At 71.9% G+C, this 19,787-nt stretch carries 20 protein-coding genes; 12 read left to right on the forward strand and 8 right to left on the reverse strand.

Translation table 11 applies throughout. The features are described 5' to 3' along the window. The first annotated feature begins 2 nt into the window (after positions 1-2). Entirely contained in the window at positions 3-1,220 is a 1,218-nt protein-coding gene (locus CRP55_RS35100) for a glycosyltransferase family 4 protein (protein WP_097326104.1), read from the forward strand. Here the strand turns inward: CRP55_RS35100 and CRP55_RS35105 are convergent. From CRP55_RS35105 to CRP55_RS35115, 3 genes are read right to left on the reverse strand one after another with little or no spacing between them, the layout of a single operon-like run. Continuing rightward, the gene (locus tag CRP55_RS35105; protein ID WP_097326001.1) at positions 1,203-2,108 is read right to left on the reverse strand and encodes a ketopantoate reductase family protein; all 906 of its coding nucleotides are present in this window, start codon (positions 2,106-2,108) and stop codon (positions 1,203-1,205) included. The genes CRP55_RS35100 and CRP55_RS35105 overlap by 18 nt on opposite strands. A 1-nt stretch (position 2,109) precedes the next feature. Continuing rightward, a complete protein-coding gene (locus CRP55_RS35110; RefSeq protein WP_097326002.1) occupies positions 2,110-2,376 on the reverse strand; it encodes a UBP-type zinc finger domain-containing protein in 267 nt (88 codons plus the stop codon). Beyond that, positions 2,373-3,947 (reverse strand): Na+/H+ antiporter, encoded by a 1,575-nt coding sequence (locus tag CRP55_RS35115; RefSeq protein ID WP_097326004.1) that lies wholly within the window; start codon positions 3,945-3,947, stop codon positions 2,373-2,375. Before CRP55_RS35115 ends, CRP55_RS35110 begins: the two co-directional genes overlap by 4 nt. A 64-nt stretch (positions 3,948-4,011) precedes the next feature. Between CRP55_RS35115 and CRP55_RS35120 the strand changes: the two genes are divergently transcribed. The 5 genes from CRP55_RS35120 (at position 4,012) to CRP55_RS35140 (ending at position 9,622) form a co-directional block, all read left to right on the forward strand. Beyond that, the gene (locus tag CRP55_RS35120) at positions 4,012-4,995 is read left to right on the forward strand and encodes a 3-oxoacyl-ACP synthase III family protein (protein ID WP_097326105.1); all 984 of its coding nucleotides are present in this window, start codon (positions 4,012-4,014) and stop codon (positions 4,993-4,995) included. Continuing rightward, positions 4,992-5,726 carry a glycosyltransferase family A protein gene (locus tag CRP55_RS35125; RefSeq protein WP_097326006.1) on the forward strand — a complete coding sequence of 245 codons (735 nt, stop codon included), beginning with the start codon at positions 4,992-4,994 and terminating at the stop codon, positions 5,724-5,726. Before CRP55_RS35120 ends, CRP55_RS35125 begins: the two co-directional genes overlap by 4 nt. Before the next feature lie 103 nt (positions 5,727-5,829). Then, complete coding sequence (locus tag CRP55_RS35130; RefSeq protein WP_097326008.1) at positions 5,830-7,242, forward strand: AMP-binding protein; 1,413 nt, start codon at positions 5,830-5,832, stop codon at positions 7,240-7,242. Then, positions 7,239-8,792, forward strand: coding sequence for a cytochrome P450 (locus CRP55_RS35135; RefSeq protein WP_179855458.1), 1,554 nt, complete (start codon positions 7,239-7,241; stop codon positions 8,790-8,792). The genes CRP55_RS35130 and CRP55_RS35135 overlap by 4 nt, the downstream gene beginning before the upstream one ends. Next, on the forward strand, positions 8,789-9,622 hold the full coding sequence (locus tag CRP55_RS35140; protein WP_097326010.1) for an NAD-dependent epimerase/dehydratase family protein: 834 nt from the start codon (positions 8,789-8,791) through the stop codon (positions 9,620-9,622). The genes CRP55_RS35135 and CRP55_RS35140 overlap by 4 nt, the downstream gene beginning before the upstream one ends. On the opposite strand, the gene CRP55_RS35145 is transcribed toward CRP55_RS35140, so the two are convergent. After that, on the reverse strand, positions 9,606-10,196 hold the full coding sequence (locus tag CRP55_RS35145) for a fibronectin type III domain-containing protein (RefSeq protein ID WP_143235116.1): 591 nt from the start codon (positions 10,194-10,196) through the stop codon (positions 9,606-9,608). The genes CRP55_RS35140 and CRP55_RS35145 overlap by 17 nt on opposite strands. 61 nt (positions 10,197-10,257) lie before the next feature. Further along, positions 10,258-10,971: an EcsC family protein gene (locus CRP55_RS35150; protein WP_097326015.1), complete on the reverse strand. Its 714-nt coding sequence runs from the start codon at positions 10,969-10,971 to the stop codon at positions 10,258-10,260. A gap of 208 nt (positions 10,972-11,179) precedes the next feature. On the opposite strand from CRP55_RS35150, the gene CRP55_RS35155 reads away from it, so the two are divergent. Beyond that, complete coding sequence (locus CRP55_RS35155; protein WP_097326017.1) at positions 11,180-12,085, forward strand: proteasome assembly chaperone family protein; 906 nt, start codon at positions 11,180-11,182, stop codon at positions 12,083-12,085. On the opposite strand, the gene CRP55_RS35160 is transcribed toward CRP55_RS35155, so the two are convergent. Both CRP55_RS35160 and CRP55_RS35165 read right to left on the reverse strand, forming a co-directional pair. Continuing rightward, positions 12,018-12,812, reverse strand: a complete 795-nt coding sequence (locus CRP55_RS35160) for an alpha/beta hydrolase (RefSeq protein ID WP_097326019.1) — start codon at positions 12,810-12,812, stop codon at positions 12,018-12,020. The genes CRP55_RS35155 and CRP55_RS35160 overlap by 68 nt on opposite strands. After that, complete coding sequence (locus CRP55_RS35165) at positions 12,803-13,498, reverse strand: nucleotidyltransferase domain-containing protein (RefSeq protein ID WP_245923576.1); 696 nt, start codon at positions 13,496-13,498, stop codon at positions 12,803-12,805. The genes CRP55_RS35160 and CRP55_RS35165 overlap by 10 nt, the downstream gene beginning before the upstream one ends. Before the next feature lie 193 nt (positions 13,499-13,691). Here CRP55_RS35165 and CRP55_RS35170 point away from each other — a divergent pair, with 193 nt between their 5' ends. The 5 genes from CRP55_RS35170 (at position 13,692) to CRP55_RS35195 (ending at position 19,571) form a co-directional block, all read left to right on the forward strand. Continuing rightward, positions 13,692-14,294: a hypothetical protein gene (locus CRP55_RS35170; protein ID WP_179855461.1), complete on the forward strand. Its 603-nt coding sequence runs from the start codon at positions 13,692-13,694 to the stop codon at positions 14,292-14,294. A 924-nt stretch (positions 14,295-15,218) separates the two neighbouring features. Then, positions 15,219-16,094: a TolB family protein gene (locus CRP55_RS35180; RefSeq protein WP_218854778.1), complete on the forward strand. Its 876-nt coding sequence runs from the start codon at positions 15,219-15,221 to the stop codon at positions 16,092-16,094. Positions 16,095-16,265: 171 nt separating this feature from the next. After that, positions 16,266-16,664 (forward strand): hypothetical protein, encoded by a 399-nt coding sequence (locus CRP55_RS35185; RefSeq protein WP_097326023.1) that lies wholly within the window; start codon positions 16,266-16,268, stop codon positions 16,662-16,664. Positions 16,665-16,724: 60 nt separating this feature from the next. Next, on the forward strand, positions 16,725-17,345 hold the full coding sequence (gene trmB / locus CRP55_RS35190; protein WP_218854779.1) for a tRNA (guanosine(46)-N7)-methyltransferase TrmB: 621 nt from the start codon (positions 16,725-16,727) through the stop codon (positions 17,343-17,345). Between the two features lie 96 nt (positions 17,346-17,441). Continuing rightward, entirely contained in the window at positions 17,442-19,571 is a 2,130-nt protein-coding gene (locus CRP55_RS35195; protein WP_097326027.1) for an ATP-binding protein, read from the forward strand. Here the strand turns inward: CRP55_RS35195 and CRP55_RS53430 are convergent. Next, entirely contained in the window at positions 19,568-19,744 is a 177-nt protein-coding gene (locus tag CRP55_RS53430; protein ID WP_179855459.1) for a hypothetical protein, read from the reverse strand. The genes CRP55_RS35195 and CRP55_RS53430 overlap by 4 nt on opposite strands. Positions 19,745-19,787 lie beyond the last annotated feature (43 nt).

Genomic DNA, 19,787 nt, shown 5'->3' on the forward strand with positions numbered 1-19,787 from the left:
TGATGCTCTCCTGGGAGTACCCGCCGCTGCTGGTCGGCGGCCTGGGCCGGCACGTCCACGCGCTCGCCACCACCCTGGCCGCCGCCGGCCACGAGGTCACGGTCGTCACCCGGCACACCCCGGGCACGCTGCGCGAGGAGTACGCGGAGGGCGTCCGGATCATCCGCGCCCCCGACGACGCGCCCCGCTTCGAGGTCCGCGACGGCGACCTGCTGGCCTGGGCCATGGCCTTCAACCACACGCTGACCCGGGCCGCCCTGCGCGCCGCCCGCACCGGCTCCTACGACGTCGTGCACGCGCACGACTGGCTCGTGGCCCACGCCGCCGTGACCGTCCGCGACCACCTGGACATCCCGCTGGTCGCGACCATCCACGCCACCGAGTCGGGCCGTCACCAGGGCTGGCTGCCGCACGCCCACAACCGCACGATCGACGACATCGAGCGCTGGCTGGCCCACGAGGCGGTCCGCACGATCGTCTGCTCCGACTACATGCGCGACGAGGTGCGGCGGCTCTTCGACGTCCCGGCCGCCCGCGTCGACGTCGTCTACAACGGTGTGGACGAGCTGCGCTGGTTCGCCCGGCCCCGCGCGGTCGCCGCGGCCCGCCGCCGCTTCGCCGACTCGGACGGCCCGCTGATCAGCTTCGCCGGCCGCCTCGTCTACGAGAAGGGCGTGCAGCACCTGCTGGCCGCCGTCCCTGCTCTTCGGGAAAAGCACCCAGGCCTGCGCGTGGTGATCGCGGGCGACGGCCCGTACCGCGCTGACCTGGAGGCGCTGGCCACCGAGGGCGTGACGTTCGCCGGCTTCCTGACCGGCCACCACCTGACGGCCCTGATGGGCGCCTCGGACTGCTACGTGGTGCCGAGCATCTACGAGCCGTTCGGCATGGTCGCCCTGGAGGCGGCCGCCGCCGGCACCCCGATCGCGGTCGCCGACACGGGCGGCCTGGCCGAGATCGTCGACGACGGCGTGACCGGCGTGAAGTTCACCCCCGGCTCCCCCGGCGCCCTGGCCGACGCGGTTCACACGGTGCTGAGCGACCGCGACTTCGCCCGCCGCCTGGCCCGCCGGGGCCGCCTCAAGGTCCGCGACGACTTCGCCTGGCCCGGCATCGCCGCCGCCACCCTCGACACCTACGACCGGGCCCGCCACCACGACGCCGGCCGCGTCACCCGCGAGGCCGAGAGCGTGCTGGCCCAGCTAACCCCGCTGAGCTGAGTAGATGGCGAGGTTGGTGTAGGCGGCCGACAGGGCCGGGACCGGGACGCCGTGCTTGTCGGCCTCGGCCACGAAGTCGCCCAGGATGGCGTCGGCCTCGACCGGGAGGCCGGCCATCATGTCGCGGTACATCGACGAGGTCATGGGCTGGTCGGTGGACAAGCCGTTCTGCAGTACGGCCACGGCGGCCGGGCGCGGGGTGTGGCCGGCGGCCGTGGCGATGGCCATGGCCTCGGCGGCGATGCGGGCGCCGAAGGCGTTGCCGCCGGGGGCCCGGTTGATGTCGCCGACCGTGGCCCGCATCAGGGTGGTGGCGGCGCCCAGGCTGGCCAGGAAGACCCATTTCTCCCACATGTCCTGCACGATCGTGGGTGAGGCGAAGGCGTCGAACTCGGTGCCGCTGAGCGCCGCCTCGACGTCGGGCCGCTCCGTGCCGTCGAGCGAGCCGAAGCTCAGCTTGTGCAGGCCGGTCATCTGCACCACGTCGCCGTCGGCGTTCAGGCTGGCGTGGATCATGCAGACGCCGCCCCAGGCGCGGGTGGGGCCGAAGGCGCCCACCAGCTCGTCGACGTGCCGCATGCCGTTCAGCAGCGGGATGACGACCGTCTCGGGGCCGACCGCGGGCGCCAGATCGATCATCGCCTGCTCGAGGCCGTAGCTCTTCACGGCGATGACGACGATGTCGTACGGGCCGTCGATCTGCCCGGCGGTCACTGTCCTCGGCCGTACGGCAATCGTGTCGTCCGGTCCGATGATCTTGAGGCCACGCTCGCTCAGCGAGGCGGCTCGCGGCGGCCGGACCAGGAACGTCACGTCCCGGCCGGCCGCCGCGAGACGCCCGCCGAAATAGCCGCCGGTCGCGCCGGCGCCGACGAAGAGAATGCGCACGTCAGTAGCCTAGAAGCTCGTCGTCGAAGCACCACTTCCAATTCTCACCCGGCTCGAACGAGCGCATCACCGGGTGGCCGGACTCCTGATGGTGGGCGGACATGTGCCGCCGCGGCGACGAGTCGCAGCAGGCCACCTTGCCGCACGTGAGACACACGCGCAGGTGGACCCAGTCGTGATGGCCGGCGGCCACGCACTCGGGGCAGCCGTCCTCGTACGCCGACTGAGGCGCCGGATCGCCGGACTCCTTGAGATGCAGGCAGGTCAATCTTCACTCCGTAGCAGCTGGGACTCTTCCAGGTCGAGATCGCGCTGGGCGCGGGTCAGCACCTCTTCGGGGATGCGGCCCTCGTTGCGGGCCACCTTGAAGACGCGCCGCTCCGCACTGATCATCTCGCGCCGCAGCCGACCGTACGCCGCCGACGGCGTCTCCTGCTGCTGATTGCCCAGCCGCTCCCACGCGTTGTTGGAGCGGCTGTCGACCAGAGCGCGCAGCCGGTCGACGACCGAGGCGGGCGCGCCGTCGGCGTGTTTCTCCAGTGCTTCGAGCGCGGCCCGGCTCGCTTGATGCTGCACCCCGGCCTCGGCCAGGGCGTCCTCGGTGGTGGTGTCCTCGCGGACCTTCAGCACCCGGGCCAGCCACGGCAGGGTCGTGCCCTGCAACAGCAGCGTGACCACGATCACCACGAACGCGACGAAGATGAACAGGTCGCGCGGATAGTCGGGCACCCCGTTCTCGCCCGGCACCGGCAGCGTCTGTGCCGCGGCCAGCGTCACCACGCCCCGCATGCCCGCCCACGAGATGACGGTCGGCACCGAAGCCGGCGGCCGTTCCTCGCGGTTGCGGACCTTCGGCAGCAGCCGGGCCAGATAGGTCGCCGGGTACATCCACACGAACCGCATCAGGATCACCGCCAGCACCACGGCCATGCTCACCTGGATGGTCGTGCCCACGGGCGTCTCGATGCTCTCGCCGATGCTGCGCAGCTGGAGGCCGACCATGAGGAAGACCACGCCCTCGAGCAGGAAGTTGATCATCCGCCAGATGGCGTCCATCTGCAGGCGCGAGGTCGCCGACAGCAGGTACGGGCGGCGGTGGCCCAGATAGAGCCCGGCGATCACCACCGCCACGACGCTGGAGCTGTGCACCTCCTCGGCGATGATCACCACGACGAACGGCGTGAGCAACGACACGGCGTCGTCCAGCAGCGAGTCCTCGATCTTGCGGTGGAGCTTGGCCGCCAGGAACGCGGCCACGAAACCGATGACCAGACCGCCGCCGGCCTTGAGCGCCACCTCGCCGGCGATCGGCCAGAAGCCCACCGCGGCCCCGGCCAGCGCGCCGACCGAGATGCGGACCATCACCAGGGCGGTCGCGTCGTTGAGCAGGCTCTCGCCCTCGAGGATCGTGACCACCCGGCGCGGCAGGCCGACCCGGCGCGCGATGGCCGTGGCGGACACGGCGTCGGGCGGGGCCACGACCGCGCCGAGAGCGACGCAGGCGGCGTACGGAATCTCGGGAAGTAGCAGGTGAACGGCGGTGCCGACGACGAACGCGGTGACCAGCACCAGTCCGACGGCCAGCAGCAGAATGGGGCGCAGGGCCCGGCGGAACGCGGGCACCGAGGTCTCCAGCGCGGCCACGTAGAGCAGCGGCGGCAGGATGCCGATCAGCACCAGTTCGGGCTCGAGATGGGCCTCGGGGAAACCCGGCAGGTACGACAGCGCGAGACCGGCCACCAACAGCACGAGGGGCGCGACGAACCCCAGGCGGCGGGCCAGAGCGGCGCCGACCACCGAGATCGCCACCAACACGACCACGTCGACGATGCTCTCCATGGCGGGAAGCTTATAAGTACTCGTGCTCACGACCCGATCACGTTCGTACGGCAGGCTGTCGCCCATGAATGTGGGAATAACCGGGATCGCGTACGCCCTGCCGGCCCGCGAGGTCACCACCGCGGAGCTGCAGCGGCGGGTCGCACCGAAGCTGCCGCCGCGGATGTTCGAACAGGCGACCGGGATCACCCGGCGCCGGGTGGCGGCCGACGACGAGTACGCGTCGGATCTGGCCGTCGACGCCGCGACCAAGGTGCTGGCCGACACCGGCCGCGATCCGCTCGACATCGACCTGCTGCTGTTCGCCAGCGCCACCCGCGACATGGCCGAGCCGGCGACCGCGCACGTGGTGCAGGCCGCGCTGGGCAGCCGGGCGCACGCGCTGGACGTGACGAACGCCTGCAACAGCTTCCTCAACGGCATCGACCTGGCCCGCTCGATGATCCTGGCCGGCCGGGCCCGGAACGCGCTGGTCGTCACCGGGGAGACGCCGACCCGGGCCATGCGCCCCTCTCTGACCAGCTTTTCCCAGGCTCGTACGGCCCTGGCCGGATATACGTTCGGCGACGCGGGAGCGGCCGTGCTGGTCGAGCCGGTGGCTACCGGCGGGATTCTGGACGTGGACGCGGAGACCCACTCCGAGCACTGGACGGTCGGCGGCATCTTCGGGGGCGGGTCGCGGCATCCGCGCGGCGACGAGCACACGTACTTCTCCGGCGACGGCCGCCGCCTGCGGGCGGTGTTCGAGGAGATCGGCCCGGGCCTGATCTCCCGAGTGATGAACCGTCTCGATCATTCTTGGGACTCATATGCGAAGGTGCTGGTGCACCAGGTGACGCTGCCTTACCTGTCGCGCTTCGTGGAGGTCACCGGTGTTCCCCAGGACAAGCTCGTGGTCACGGTCGACGAGCTCGGCAACATGGCTTCGGCCACGCTGGGTGTGCAACTCGCCCGCACATATCCGGATCTCAACCCGGGCGACCGCGTGCTGCTGGTCGGCCTCGGCGGCGGCGTCAGCCTCATGACCATGGTGTGGGAGGTCTCGTGAGCGCCGCTCTCTGGGTGGTCGTGCCCGCGTACAACGAAGAAAGCCGGATAAAGGCGACACTGGACGCTTTGGCGGCACAGACCGACATCGACTTCACCCTGCTGGTCGTGGACAACAACTCCAGCGACGGCACGGCATCGGTGGTCCGCTCCTTCGAGGCGCCGTTCCCGGTCCAGCTGCTGATCGAGACCGACAAGGGCGTCGGCTGTGCGGTCGACACCGGATTTCGGCACGCCATCGCGTCCGGCGCCGTCCACCTGGCCCGCACCGATGCCGACTGCCTTCCCGCACCCGGCTGGGTCGCCGCCGCCCGCAAGGCGCTGACCACGAGCAACGGCATGGCCTGCGGCAAGATCACCGCTCGGGCGGACGAGCACGGCCCCGCCGGCCGCGCCTTCTTCCGCCTGCTGGTCGTCCTGGCCGCCTTCTTCGGCCGCATCAGGCCGGCACACCGCAAACCGGAGTTCAAGGCCCCGTACCGCATGCACGCCGGCAACAACATGGCCATCACGGCCGAGCTCTACGAGGCGTGCGGCGGCATGCCGCGCCGCCCCTCCCCCACCGACCGCACCTTCCTCAACCGCGTCCGGCGCACCACCCACGCCATCACCCACAGCCGCGAGATGGTCGTCGCCAATTCCACACGACGAATTCGGGCGTACGGCGTCGTGGGCACCGCCAAGTGGTACCTGGACCGCGGAAGCGGCCTCCGAACGGCGGATCCGCGCTGATGCCCGCCTCCCCTATGTTTTCCCTCCGCGATCCCCGAAGCCCTCGCCGATGCTCGCCTTCCCCGCCTCACCTCCGTCTTCCCGACGCCCGGAGCCCTCGCCGATGCTCGCCGAACTGATCGAATCCCTGCGCGAGGGCGACGACCGGCCCGCGCTGCCCGGCGCGACCCGAGGTGAGCTGGCCGGGCTCGTCCGCGGTTACGCCGTGGCCCTGGCTCATCTCACCCCGGGCGACACCATTGCCTTGGCCGTACGGCCGGGGCCGCGCTCCTTGGCGATACTGCTGGCCGCGTACCACCTCGGTCTTCGCATCGCCGTGCTGGACCCGACCGCCGGCCCGGACGTCCTGCGGGCCCGCCTGGCCCTCGCCGCGCCCAAGCTGGTGCTGGCCGACGCCGCCGCCCAGGCCGTGGCCGGATGGGCCGCCCGCCTGGCCCGGCGCGCCCACCTCGCCCTGCCCGAGCTCGGCGCGATAGCGCCGGTGAGAACCGTCGGCCGCCGGCTTCCCGGTTCGCCGCCGGCGCTGCGCCCCCTTCCGGGCCGTCTCCCCCAGCCGTACGAGGGTGAGGGCGACGCCGTGATCGTCTTCACCTCGGGCACGACGAGCCGCCCGAGAGCCGTGGTGCACACCCGCCGCTCGATCTCGGCCGGCATGACGGCCGTCCGCGACCTGGTCCGCCCGGTGCCCGGCGCCCCGGTGCTGGGCGGCACGTTCTTCGTGCTGGTGCCCTCGCTGGCCGGCGGCGCCCCGGTGGCCTTCCCGTCGCGGCGCGCCCTGGCCCGCCAGGTCCGGGAGCTGAACCCGCAGGCCACCTATCTGACCCCGCCGCAGGTCCGTGCGGGGCTGGCCGCGGGCGCTCGCTTCACCGGGCGCGTCTACAGCGGCTCGGCACCCGTCAGCGCCTCACTGCTTTCGGCCGTACGCCGCTCGGGCGCCTCGGAGGCGTGGGGCGTCTACGCGCTGACCGAGGTCTTCCCGGCCGCCGCGGTCGAGGAATCGGCCAAGGCGTCCTTCACCGGCGACGGCGACCTGGTCGGCCCGTTGCTCCCCGGAGTCACCGCCCGCGTCGGCGACGACGGTGCGCTGTTCCTCGCCGGCCCGACCGCGGCCGACCGCTACCTGGGCGAGGACCCCTTCGCGTGGGTGGCGACCGGCGACATGGGCCGGGTGCTGGACGATCACTCGATCGTCCTGGGCGGCCGGGCGAAGGACATGATCCTGCGCAGGGCCGAGAACATCTATCCCGGCCTGTACGAGCCGTCCCTGCACATCGCCGGCGTGGAACTGGCCCTGCTGGTCGGGGTCCCGGCCGGCGACGGCGACGAACAGGTGGTGGCCGTGGTGCAGACCTCGGCCGGAGCCGACCAGCGCTCGGTGCGGGCCGCCCTGCGCGACCCGCTGGCCCGCATGGGCTCGGCCCGCCCCGACCGGCTCGTCTTCGCCGAGATTCCGTTGGCCGGCCGCTCCCGCAAACCCGACCGCCGGGCCACCGCCCTGCTGGCGGCCCGCCGGTGAGCGCCCGCAGCCGTGATCGGCGGGTCTACCTGGCCGGCCATCCGATCCTGTTCGCGCTGCTGGCCGCCACCCGCCATCGCCCGGCGCTGCGGCTCGGCGGCAACGTGCTGGTGCACGACCGGGAGGCGTACCGCAAGGCCCTGACCAAAGTCCCCCTGGACCGCACGGCCGAAGGCACGACCGGTGGCGCCGCGGGCTCGCTGGCGGGCCGAGGCGCGCTATTCGACCAGCAGGGCGAGGAGCACCGCGACACCCGCCGCGACACCGCCGGCCTGCTGGGCGCCGCCGGCGTGGCCCGCCTCCGCCCGATCTGGACCACCCTGCTGGCCGAACGCCTGCCGGAGCTGGCTACCGGGAAAGACCTCGACCTGGTCCCCCTGACCGCCGAAATCGCCGGCGCCACCGCCGCGGCCCTCCTGAAGATCGACGTCGACCCGATGGCCCTGGCCGCGGCCGCCCGGAAGGCAGCCGCCGCCGCGGCCCGCGCCCACCTGCCCGGCCTAGCCCCCAAAAGGGCCGAACAATCAGCCGAGAGAGCCGCCACCGAACTGCTCAACCTGCTCAGTCCGAAAGAACAGTTCTCCGCGCTCGACCTCGACCGAGTCACCCGACAGTCCGCCGCGCTCGACCTCGACGAAGCCGGCCGACGGCATGAGGCCTGCCCACGCGGCAAGACCAGCCGGGGCGTTGCGGGCGCACCGCGGACTGCGGCAACCGACCGGGACGACGTGGCGCTCGCGGCGATGCTGGCCGTCGCAGCGATCAACACCACCGTGGCGGCCATTCCGCGGGCGGTGGCGTGGGCGTGCGACGCCGGACTCTGGGAGCACGCCTCGTCGGCGGCACTGGCCGACGAACTGTTGCGGGTCACCGCGCCCACTCCCCTGCTGCCGCGGGTGGCGGCGGCCGGGGCCGAGGTCGGCGGCTGCCCGGTACGCCCCGGCGACCGCATGCTGCTGATCGCCCGCCACGCGGCCGGCGCCCACCGCAGCGACCCTTGCCCGGCCGACCCGGCGCCGGCGCACATCTCCCAGTTGGTCTTCGGCGCCGGCCCGCACGCCTGCCCCGGCGCCCGCCTCGCCCGCACCCAGATGGAGGACGTCCTGGCCGCCCTGGCCCCCTACCGCCCCACCGTCGTCCGGTCCCGGGCCGACCGCCGATCCGCCCTGCCGGGTTGGCGTTCCTTGACCATCCGAGCAACCCTCAGCCCCTCCGCCGACGCATCCCGGCTTCCTCAGCAGCGCAGGCCCGACGCGCACGGAAGCCAGCCCCTCCACCCGACCGGCCAACCCCATCGACCCATGCCCCAAGCGCACCGATCTCACCACCCTCTGCTCAAAACACATGCAAGCGATGAGCGGCCCGCACCCGTATCGCCTCACCCGGCTGGATCGGAGGCGCTGTCCGGCGATGAGAGCGCAGCGCGCGGAGCGCATGCAAGCGATGAACTTGGCGCAGGCCGGAGCGATGCGCATTCGGGCGATGCCGGCTGCGCACACACGCGCGAGCGGCATGTCGGCGATGCGGACCGTGCAGGTGGCCTCGGATGAGGGTCGCGGTGACGGGGGCCAGCGGGTTCTGCGGTTCGGCCGTGGCTCGGCTCGCGGCGGCGGAAGGGCATGCGGTGAGCTGCTACGGGCGGCGGCCGGGGCCGGTCGGCCGGCACATCCCCTGGGATGCCACCCAGAGCCTTCCCGACTTTTCCGATATCGACGTCGTGCTGCACCTGGCCGCCGCCGTCGGAGACTCTCGGCGCGGGGATTTTCACGGTGTGAATGTCGAAGGGACCGAACGGCTTCTCGCCGCCGCCGGTGACCGGCCCGTGGTGTGGGTCAGCAGCGCCAGCGTCTACCGGCCGGGGCCCTACGACGGCCCGGTCACCGAGGACCGGCCCACCGACCGGCAGCGGACCGCCTACGGGCGTACCAAAGCCGCCGGCGAACGCCTCGCCCTCGCGGCCGGGAAGGTCGTGCTGAGGCCCCGCGCCGTCTACGGGGACGGCGATCCTCATCTGCTGCCCCGCCTGCGGAAGACCGTCCGTGGTGGCTTCGCCTGGCTGCCCGGGCCCGATGTTCCGCTGAGCCTGACCGCTGTCGGCAACCTGGCCGGCGCCTGCCTGGCCGCCCACCGCTGGGAGGCCGGTGCCTACAACATCGCCGACGACGTCGTCTACCGGCGGGACGCCGCCGTCCGGGCCGTGCTCGGGGTGCCCGTGCGGCATGTGCCCGCCGGGGCCGCCCGGCTTGTCGCCGCCGTGAGCTCGTTGCGGCGCGAGCCGGTGCTCACCCCGTACTCAATCGATCAAGTCACTGATGGTCTGGTGCTGGACATCGGGCGGGCTCGGGCGCGCGGTTACGCCCCTCTCACGCGGTTGTGCTGACCACCTCGGAGCGGGCCACCGTCTTGGCGATCGTGCCGTCGCTGCCCAGGCGGGTCGTGACCGCGTCGACCGAGAACTCGTAGCGGGTCGAGCGGTCGAGGCCGGTGACCGTGGCGCTCATCATCTCGCAGGCGGGGCCCGGCGTGACGACCGTCCAGCCGATGTCGCGCTGCTCGCCGAGCATGGCGTCGTGGCTGATCGCCGTCACCCGGTAGTCGACCAGGTTGTCGCCGCCCGGGTTGTACCAGGTGACCGTGGCCGACGTCGCTCCCGCGACCGCGGTGGCGCCGTTGATCGGGTTCTGCTTGTTCGGCGGGCACGAGAACGAGCCCTTGGGGGTGGGCGTCGGCGTCGTGCTCGGCAGCGGCAGGAAGCCGGTGGGGAACGGGGTCGCGGTCGACTTGGCGCCGGTCACCACCGGGGACGGTGTCGCGCTGCCGTTGGCCACGCGGACGAAGGTCGTGCCCGGAGTGGGCTGCGCGGTCGACGTGCTGTCGCCGCCGCCGCATGCGGCCAGCAACGGCATCAGCGCCAGCGTGCCCAGTCCCACCGTGCCCAGCCAACGACGACGCACTCGCAGCCTCCGTCCGTTCGGTTCCCGTCAGGGGTTCCGTTCGGCCGGGGACGGCGTCTTCTTAGTCGCGTCGGTAGAGCTCGCGGGTGCGTACGGCCAAATTCTTCGTCGCCGCCGAGTTGGCCCACGTGCCCAGCACCACGGCCGCGCCCGGAATCATCTTGGCGAAGATCTTCTTGGCGCTCTGCACGCCGGCCATGCCCGCCAGCTTGACGCCGAGCCGGACCATCGCGCCGCTGAGCGGACGGGCGGTCGCCTCGCCGAGCAGACGGCTGGCCCGCTCACGGCCGGCCGCGACGCCCAGGGCCAGGCGGGCGGTCTGCGCGGCCTTGTGCACGCGCTGGAGGACCAGCAGGTCGGTGGCGCGTTCGGGGGCTGTCGGATCGTGGTCGTAGGCGGCGGCCACATGCAGCACCATGCGAGCCTGATTCCAGGCGAGGACGCCGACGTCGAGGACCGCGCCGGGCAGACCGGTGGCGCCCGCGGCGGCCCCGGAGATGCGGGCGAGGGTGGTGAACCTCTTGATCGCCAGGTCGGCGAGCTGGTCGGGGGTCAGCTCGGGGTGGTCGGCGCGGGTCAGGCGCGTCCACTCGGCGGCCTCGGGCCCGAGGCGGCGGACGGCTTCGAGGGCGAGGTGCTCCGGCGCGTACTGCGGGTCGGCCTTCATGCGCGACCAGAGGGAGCCGGGGGGTTCGGCGGTTTCGGCGAGTACGGGACGTTGCGGGGCTTCGGTCACAGATCGCTCCGAGGGGGGAAGGGAACGTTCCTGTGCCATTGTGCCGTGCGGATGCACGTGCACGCGAGAGCGGATCTTCAGTTGTGCCTTGTCCGAGATCTTCTCTGCCCGAAGGTCAGGGGCACATCACCGATTCGGTACGTTTTTCATGTGTCGACGGGCACATGCCGGTCGCGCGGAATGAAAGCCGGGGCAGGCTTGTTCGCACCGGGTACCCCGCTTTGGTCCACAACAGGAGGCGTTCGACGTGCTCGACCCACACGAGCTCTACGAGCTGGCCGACGACCTGCCCGAGCTCGACGAGCCGGTCCTCGTTCAGGCGCTCACCGGGTTCGTCGACGCGGGCAGCGCGATCCAGCTGGCCCGGGAAAGTCTGCTCGACAGCCTCGAGAGCCGCGTGATCGCGACCTTCGACGTCGACCAGCTCCTCGACTACCGCTCTCGTCGCCCTCCGATGATCTTCGTTGAGGACCACTGGGAGAGCTATGAGGAGCCGACCTTGGCCCTTCATCTCGTACGCGACCAGTTGGGCACCGAGTTCCTCCTGCTCACCGGGCCCGAGCCCGACCTGCAGTGGGAGCGGTTCATCACCGCGGTGATCGCGCTGACCGAGCGCTTCGGCGTCCGGGTGACAGTGGGGCTGAACGCGATTCCGATGGCCGTGCCGCACACCCGCCCCGGCAGCGTCACCGCCCACGCCACCGACAAGTCGCTGCTCGGCGACCGCGAGCCGTGGCTGCAGCGGGTGCAGGTGCCCGGCAGCGTCGGCGGCCTGCTCGAGTTCCGGCTCGGCGAGGCCGGCCACAGCGCGATGGGCTACGCGGCCCACGTCCCGCACTACCTGGCCCAGACGACATATCCGGCGGCGGCCGAGCTGCTGCTCGACTCGCTCTCCTCGGGCACCGGCCTGGCCCTGCCGACCGGCGACCTGCGCGAGGCGGCCCGGGCCGTCCGCGACGACGTCGACAAGCAGATCGCCGACGACGAGCAGGCGACCCGCCTGGTGGCCTCGCTCGAGGCGCAGTACGACGCCTTCCTGCGCGGCCGCGAGACCAACCTGCTCGCCGACACGGATCGTCCGCTGCCTACGGCCGAGGAGCTGGGGGCGGAACTGGAGCGCTTCCTGGCCGAGCAGGGCCGCGACGATTCATGAAAAAGCTCAGGACCTCCTGAATCTCCCGGTCCCAGTAGGCCCAATCGTGATCGCCGGGAGTGAACGCTGAGTCCAGCGTCACTCCCGCGTCGGCACACGCCCCGACGAAGCGCTCGTTGAGCTTGGCCAGATGGTCCTCGGTGCCGCAGCGCAGCATCAGCCGCGGCAGCTCTTCCGCGCGCGCCCCGCGGATCAGGTGGAACAGGTCGTCGTCGGTCCCATCGGTCCCGCGGCCGGCGAAGACCCGGCTCATCAGGGCGCGAATGTGCGGCCGGTCGTCGTTCTCCTGCAGGTAGGCCAGGTCGAGCGCCCCGGAAAGGCTGGCCGCGGCCGCGAACCGTTCGGGCTGTCGCAACGCCCACTTGAGGGCGCCGTAGCCACCCATGGACAACCCGGCGACGTACGTCTCCCGCGGTTGATCGGTGACCTTGAAGAACCGGTGCACGAGCCGCGGGAGCTCGTCGCTGAGGAAGGTCCAGAACTTCATCCCGTACGCCTCGTCGGCGTAGAAACTGCGATGAACCTGCGGCATGACAACGGCGAGCCCGTGCGCGGTCGCGTACCGCTCGATCGAGGTGAACCGCGTCCAGGCGGTGTCGTCATCGGTGAGCCCGTGCAGCAGGTAGAGCAGCGGCGGCGGCGCCACCCCTTCCTCGGGCAGCACGACGGTCATCGAGGTGTCCAGCTCCAGGGCTTCAGAGGCGAAATCAACACGGATCAGGGCCATTGAGCGACCGTACGCCTGGCGTCGCGCCACGCGATCCACCCCGTTCGCACCCGCGGCGAGGCGATCCGGCGGCCCTGCCGTCGCGCGCGTAGCTGCTCACGCAGCCAGTGCGGGGCGCGCGCCTCGCCGATGGCCCGGCTCTTGGTCAGCAGTTCCCCGCGCTCCAGCGCGTGCCGGGCCCGGGCCATCGAGGTCAGCCCGAGATCGGCGAGTTCCGGATCGAGCCACAGCCAGGGCCGGCGCGCCGCCCAGGCCCAATATCCGGTGAGCTCGGCCCGCGCGGCGTCCCGGATGTCATCGGCGGTGACCGCGGGAAAGACCTCGAGCGGTTCCCGGCCGAAGACCGCGTAGCCGTGGCGGGCCAGCTCGGCCCGGGTCACTCCGGACAGGATCCGGTCGACCAGGCGACCGTGGGTCCAGGTCGGGTGCGTTTTTCCGACGTCGCCGACGGTCGTGACGTCCACATAGACACAGCCGAGATTCAACCGCTCCTCGCGGTCGACCCGCCGGTGGAGCCGGGTGATTTGTGGTCTTTGCGGGCTCCCGGCAACCAGTGCCACGAGGTCGAGATCGCTGACGTGCGGCACGTAGTCGCCGGTCGCCAGGGAGCCCGCGACCATCAGATCGGTGGCCAGCCCGAGGCGTCGCAGCTCGTCACCGAAGTTCTTCACGGCATCCACCGACATATCGACCATTGTGCCCGCGCCCGGGCTTGGGAATGTCGTACCCGTCGATTAGAATGTATGTACGAAAGAGGCCCTCTGACCTGCTGATCTTCAGCCTGTTTCGGGTGCTCGAGTTTAGGAGATCGACGTGAACTCGTCCGTGCTGAGCGTTCCCTCGACCAACCCCGTGCCCGTCATCCCGCCGTATGCGACCATGCTCGGTTTCACCCGTTATGTGACTCGCACCGGCCCGGCCAAGGCCACCTTCGTCGGCGGTCTGCGGCGCGCACGCGAGCGCCGTTCCGGCTTCAACCCGCACGGCCAGCTCGTCAAGGCGCTCAAGGCCGACATCGCCTTCCGCACCGGCGGCAGCTACCTGTCCGGCGTGGTCGATCTGGTCAAGGAGCGCTGGAAGCCGCTGTACGAGTCGGTCAGCGCCGGCGCCAAGACCTACCTGACGTCACTGGGCGACCCCGAGCAGGTCGGCCTGGCACAGACCCGCGACGCCCTGGCCACCGTCGGCCCCCTGGCCGTGAAAATCAACCCTCACTTCGGCCTCCGCTACGAAGACGGCCGCCGCGAGGCGGTCCGCCTCCACTTCGACGAGGACCCGCCCACCCCCGAGGCCGTGACGGCCACGCTGCACTTGATGGCCCGCCACATGGACCAGATCCTCCCCAACGCCGAGCCGGTCCTGGTCGACCTCCGCCGCGGCACCACCCACCGCATGGACCCTTCCGCCAAGCCCAACGACATCGAGGCGTGGCTCTCCGGCGAGGCCGCCGCCTTCACCACCATGTGGGGCGCCCCAGCCTGACCCACCCACCCACCGTCCCGCGGCCGCCCCACTCCCGACCGCCCAAGTCCTCCGGGGCGGCCGCGCCCCACCCACCCAGCCACCCACCACACCCCGCACCACATCACCACTGGGCCTTCCGCTGCCCCCGCGCCACCACCGGGCCTCCCGCCGCCCCACCTGGCCACTCACCCGCTGCCGCACCGCGCCGCCGCCGCACCGCCCCGCGCCGCCGCCCGCCACCACATCGCGCCGCCGCCGCACCGCCCCGCGCCGCCGCCGCACCGCCCCGCGCCGCCGCCGCACCGAACCGCGCCGCCGCACCGCCCCGCGCCGCCGCACCGCCCCGCGCCGCCGCCGCACCGCCCCGCGCGGCCGCCGCACCGCGCCGCGCCGTCCCGCCCGCTGCCCGCGCTGGGCCGCGTCGGCTTCTCCTACGTGGTGGGCCTGAGGATCGCGGCGCCGCTGCCATGCGCCGGTCCGTTGCCGGGCCCAGCACCCCTGCGCGCCGAACCGTGCTGCGCCGCACCGAACCGCGGTGGACAGCGCCGGCTCTCGCTGGGCCGCGCGGGCGCCGTTGTGGTCGGGTCAGCGCGGCGCCCCCTTTCCGACGGCTGCGGCGCCGCTCCGCATCGTCGATCTCGTGCATGCCGTCGTTCGCGGCTGTGGCGATTCTCGTGGCGGGCGTGCCGCTACCCCCGATCGCTGCCGTCCGGGGGATTTTTCGGGGTTTCCGTTGAGGAATGTCTTAGGTGCAGAACGGTTGCGACGATGCTCTCGGTGTACAGCGCGGCAGAGGTGCGTCGGGGGGCGTTCGTCATGGGAGCATTCGGTCGAGTAGTGGGCCTGGCGATGGCGGGCGTTGCGGCGGGCACGCTGGTGCAACCGGCGGTGGCGCGCGCGAACGAGGTAGCGGCGACGGCTGGCGCGTCGGCTGCCGGCACTATGAGCCTGCCGAGCCTGGTGGCCTACGTGCGGGGCGGGGACATCTACGTCAGCAAGGGTGGGTCGGAGAAGCGGCTCACCAGCGGGGGCGATCAAGCTCGGCCCCGGTGGGCGCCGGACGGGAAGCAGATCGCCTATCTCAAGGGTGGGCTGCTCTGGGTCATGCGCGCGGACGGGAGTGGGCAGCGGCGGCTGACCACCCGGCCGGCGGCGGGGCCCTCGTGGTCGCCGGACGGGAAGTGGATCGCGTTCTCGTCGCTGTCCTGCTCGGGTGGGCCCGGGGTTTACCGGATTGCGGTTAAAGCCAAGGCGCAGCCCGAGGTCTTGTTCCCGCGGGACTGTCGCGGGGAGGACCTGCCGGCGGAGCCGGCGCCGGTGACGTCCCGGGCCGGGTCGCTCAGTGAGCGGCTGGCCGCGGATGACGCGGTGGCCTGGTCGCCGGACGGCAAGCAGGTGGCGTTTCGGGGTGGGAGCTGCGAGTCGGTCTACGACGCCTGCCTGAGTGTGGGGACCGTGGCCACCGGCGGGGAGCAGACCGTGGCGGCGTACGGGGGCGGGTCGCTGCAGAACCGGGGGTTCGCGGTCGTGCCCAGCTGGCGGCAGGACGGCAAGAAGCTGGCCTGGACCGCCTACCAGGAGGGTGAGACGCAGGCGCAGAACGAGCCGGTGCACCTCGTCGAATACGACACCACCACGCGGGCCAAGCGGACCGTCGGTGGCGCCGGTGACCGCGAGATGGCGTACGTCGACAAGGCCCGTGCCGTGGCGACCGGGCAGAACGCGGGCGGCTCGTGGGTGATGGTGGTCGGCCTGAGCGACGGGACGCGCAAGCCGTTCCGCTCGGGGTCGCAGCCGAGCGTGCAGCCGGTGCGCTGAGCCACCGCTGCCGCGAGCTTGCTGCGAACGGTGCGGCCGGCGCGCTGAGCCCCTGACGGCCCGCGCTCCGGGGCCGGTGGGGCTAAGCAGGTCGGCGGAGGTTGCCGATGAGGGTGTCGACCGATCGCGACGAGGTTGCGACCGGCCGCGGCTTTCTGATGGAGGAGTTTCATGAGCGTCTCCGGTCTCGGCACCGCACGCACCCCGCACCCCCCGGTCACTCCTGTGCACCGCGCCGCCCGGGCGGAGAAGCCCGCGGCACCGCGCAGCGACTTCGACGCGCTGACCGGAGCCGACCGGGAGCTGATCTTCCAGGTGACGGGGCAGCGGGTGGGGCCGGGTTTCGACCCGGCCAAGGACCACCCGACGGCCTTCGCGGCGATCATCGCGGCCGAGCGGGCGGCGGGGCGGCTCGCGCCGGGTCAGGAGGCGTCGGCGCTCTACGTCAAGGACCTCAACCGGCGGTACGAGCGGACGGGCGGCCCCAATCCGGTGGCGCCGTACATGGACAAGGCCCTGGCCTATCTCGCCCAGACGACGGCCGCTCGCCGGATCGACGTCAGCGCCTGAAAAACTGGTGTGGTGCAGGAACATCCACCCATCCGGACCTTTCATCCGCGCCGCGGCCGCATGAGCGCGCGGCACGCCGACGCCCACGCCGAGCTGTGGCCGAGCATCGGGCTGACCGTCGAGGACGGCGACCGCACGCCGCTGGACCTGCCCGAGCTCTTCGGGCGGGACGCGCCGGTGGTGCTGGAGATCGGCTTCGGCATGGGCGACACCATGGCGGCCATGGCGGCGGCCGACCCCGAGCGCGGCTATCTGGGCATCGAGGTGCACACGCCGGGCATCGGGAACCTGCTCGCGCTGGCCGGCGAGCTCGGCCTGACCAATCTGCGGGTGGCCCGGGGCGACGCCATGGAGCTCGTCCACCGGCTCGCACCAGGGTCTCTCGCCGCCGTCCACATCTTCTTCCCGGATCCGTGGCCCAAGGCAAGGCATCACAAACGGCGTCTCGTACGGCCTGACAACGTGGCCCTGCTGCGCGAACGACTCCGCCCGGGCGGGGTGCTGCACTGCGCGACCGACTGGCCGCATTACGCCGAGGCGATGGCCGAGACGCTCGACGCGGACCCGGGGCTGGAACGGCTCGACACCGACCGCGGTGACCGGCCGGAGACCAAGTTCGAGCGCCGGGGCACGCAGGCGGGACGGCCCATCGCGGACCTGCGTTACCGCCGCCGCGCATGACGGGTGCGCGCTGACCTCGTACAACCGGAATTGGGTCTTTTTGGCTATTGGCACCTTATAGGGTGAAGGGAACGGAGGCGGGCCGGAAGGTAGGCGATGCGGCGAGACGACCCTGGCCTGAGCGGCGGAGAGACGGCGACTGAGCCGACCGCCGGGGCCGGGGGTGGACTGCCGTGGCGGCCCGAGGGGCTCATGCAGCAGGTGGGCGAGTTGCATCGTGGCGTGCTGACCAGTGGGGCCGCCGATCAACTGGCGGCGCTGGTGGCACGGGCCGCGCACGCTCCGGTCGGGCTCATCCATTTCGTGCAGGGCGGCAAGCTTCGGCTGTACGGGGGTTACGGGCTCAAGATCCCGTGGGAGGACGTCGCCGACACGCCCCTCGAGGACTCCCTGGCCGGTCTCGTGGTCAGCGGCGACGCCCCGCTGGTGATCGACGACGTGCGGGCCGACGATCGCGTGCCGGCGGACAGCCTGGAGTCGAACGGGGCCTACCTGGGTCATCCGATCCGCGACCAGACCGGTGCCGTGCTCGGCATCTGCTGCGCGGTCGACGAAAAGCCGAGGCAGTGGTCGGCCGCGGACATCGCCTCGGTGGCCGAGGCCGCGCAGGTCAGCACCCTGCTGATCACCGAGCAGCTCAACCGTTACGAGATCGACCGGCAGCGCCGGTTTCTCGACGCCGTGCTGGACAGCCTCCACGACGGGGTGACCGCGTGCGACGACGAGGGGCGGATCGTTTTCGTCAACGAGCGGATGCGCAAGCTGTGGGGCGAGAGTGGGCTCTCCGACGAGACGCTCGACCAGCTCACCGACGCCGACGGCAAGCCGATCCGGCGGGCCGACCTGGGCCTTTTCCGGGCGCTGCGCGGCAACCACGTGGCCGACGCCGAGGTGGTGCTGCACGGGCAGCACGGGCGCTCGCGGCACTATCTGGTCGACGCGCACCCGATCGTCGGCCCGGACGGGAACACTGTCGGCGCTGTCCAGGCCGTGCAGGACGTGACCCGGCGGCGCCGGGTGGAACGGTTCCGCACGTGCGAGCTGGCGGTGATCACCGCGCTCGCCGAGGCGCCCAGCATCGAGGCGGCCGGCCCGCGGGTGCTCGAGTCGGTGGTGAGCACGCTCGACTGGGTGCACGCCGAGCTCTGGCTCGTCGACAAGGCGGCCGCGGTGGTGCGCTCGGCGGCCCGGTGGAGCGCCCCGGGCTGGCAGGAGGACATCGAGACGCCGGTCGACCTTCCTTATGGCACCGGCCTGGCCGGGCGGTCGTGGCAGGTCGGCAAGCCGCTGTGGATCCGCGACGTGGGGCAGCCGCAGAGCTTGATCTCGGAGGAGACGGCGATGACGTCGCGGCTGCACACAGCGCTGGCAATCCCGGTGCGGGAGGGATTTGAGACGCTGGGCGTGCTCACCGTCTTCGCCGACACGGTCGAGGATCCGGAGGACGAGCTGCTGGCCCTGATGTCGGGGATCGCCGCGCACATCGGCCAGTTCGTGGAGAAAAGGCTTGTCGAGGACCTTCAACGACAACTCATCCGTACGAAGAACGAGTACCTGGCGCTCGTCGGCCACGAGCTGCGCACACCCTTGACGTCGATCAGCGCCTACACAGAGCTGCTGCGCGAGGCGGACGAGAAGTCGCTGGTCACGGACGGACCGCGCCTGCTGGAAGTGATCGAGCGCAACACGAACTCGCTGCGCGACATCATCAACGAGCTGATGGAGCTGAACGCTCTCGACACCGGGCACGCCGACGTGCAGCTGATGCCGATGGACCTGGCCGAGGTGGTGCGCGACTCGGTGGCCAAGGCGCGGGCCGCGGTCGACGGCGCCCCGCTGGTGATCGAGGACGAGCTGCCGGACCAGCTGATGCTGCCCGGCGACCGCAAGCGGCTGCGGCAGGTGGTGGACAACCTGCTCGGCAACGCGGTCAAGTACAGCCCGGACGGCGGCCACATCGGGGTGACCCTGCGGGCGACCGGGCACGCGGCCGAGCTGGCCGTCTCGGACGCCGGCCTGGGCGTGTCGGACGACGAACGGGACAAGATGTTCACCGGGCTTTACCGGACGGCGCGCACCCGCGACAAAGCCATCCCGGGCACGGGCCTGGGGCTGACGCTGAGCCGCGCGGTGGTCAGCAAGCACCACGGCAGCATCGAACTGGTCGACCACGACGGGCCGGGGTCGACGGTGCTGGTGCGGCTGCCGCTCGTCGCCCGCTCCTAATCGGGCGGCTCCTCCTCCGCGTTCGCCTTGGTCTCGTTGATACCGGCGTTCGTGCTGCCGTCGGCCGGGGTGGCGTCGGTCGGCGCCTTGTCGGTGGTGAACTCGCCGGTCTCCTCCACACCCGTGACGTGTTGATCGGTGCTGGCGCCGCCTGCGGTCCTCTCGTCGCTCATGCATGGCTTGTACCCCCGTTCAGCTGGGTCATTCGCTCGCCGG

It is taken from the genome of Paractinoplanes atraurantiacus, assembly GCF_900215205.1.
Lineage (GTDB): Bacteria > Actinomycetota > Actinomycetes > Mycobacteriales > Micromonosporaceae > Actinoplanes > Actinoplanes atraurantiacus.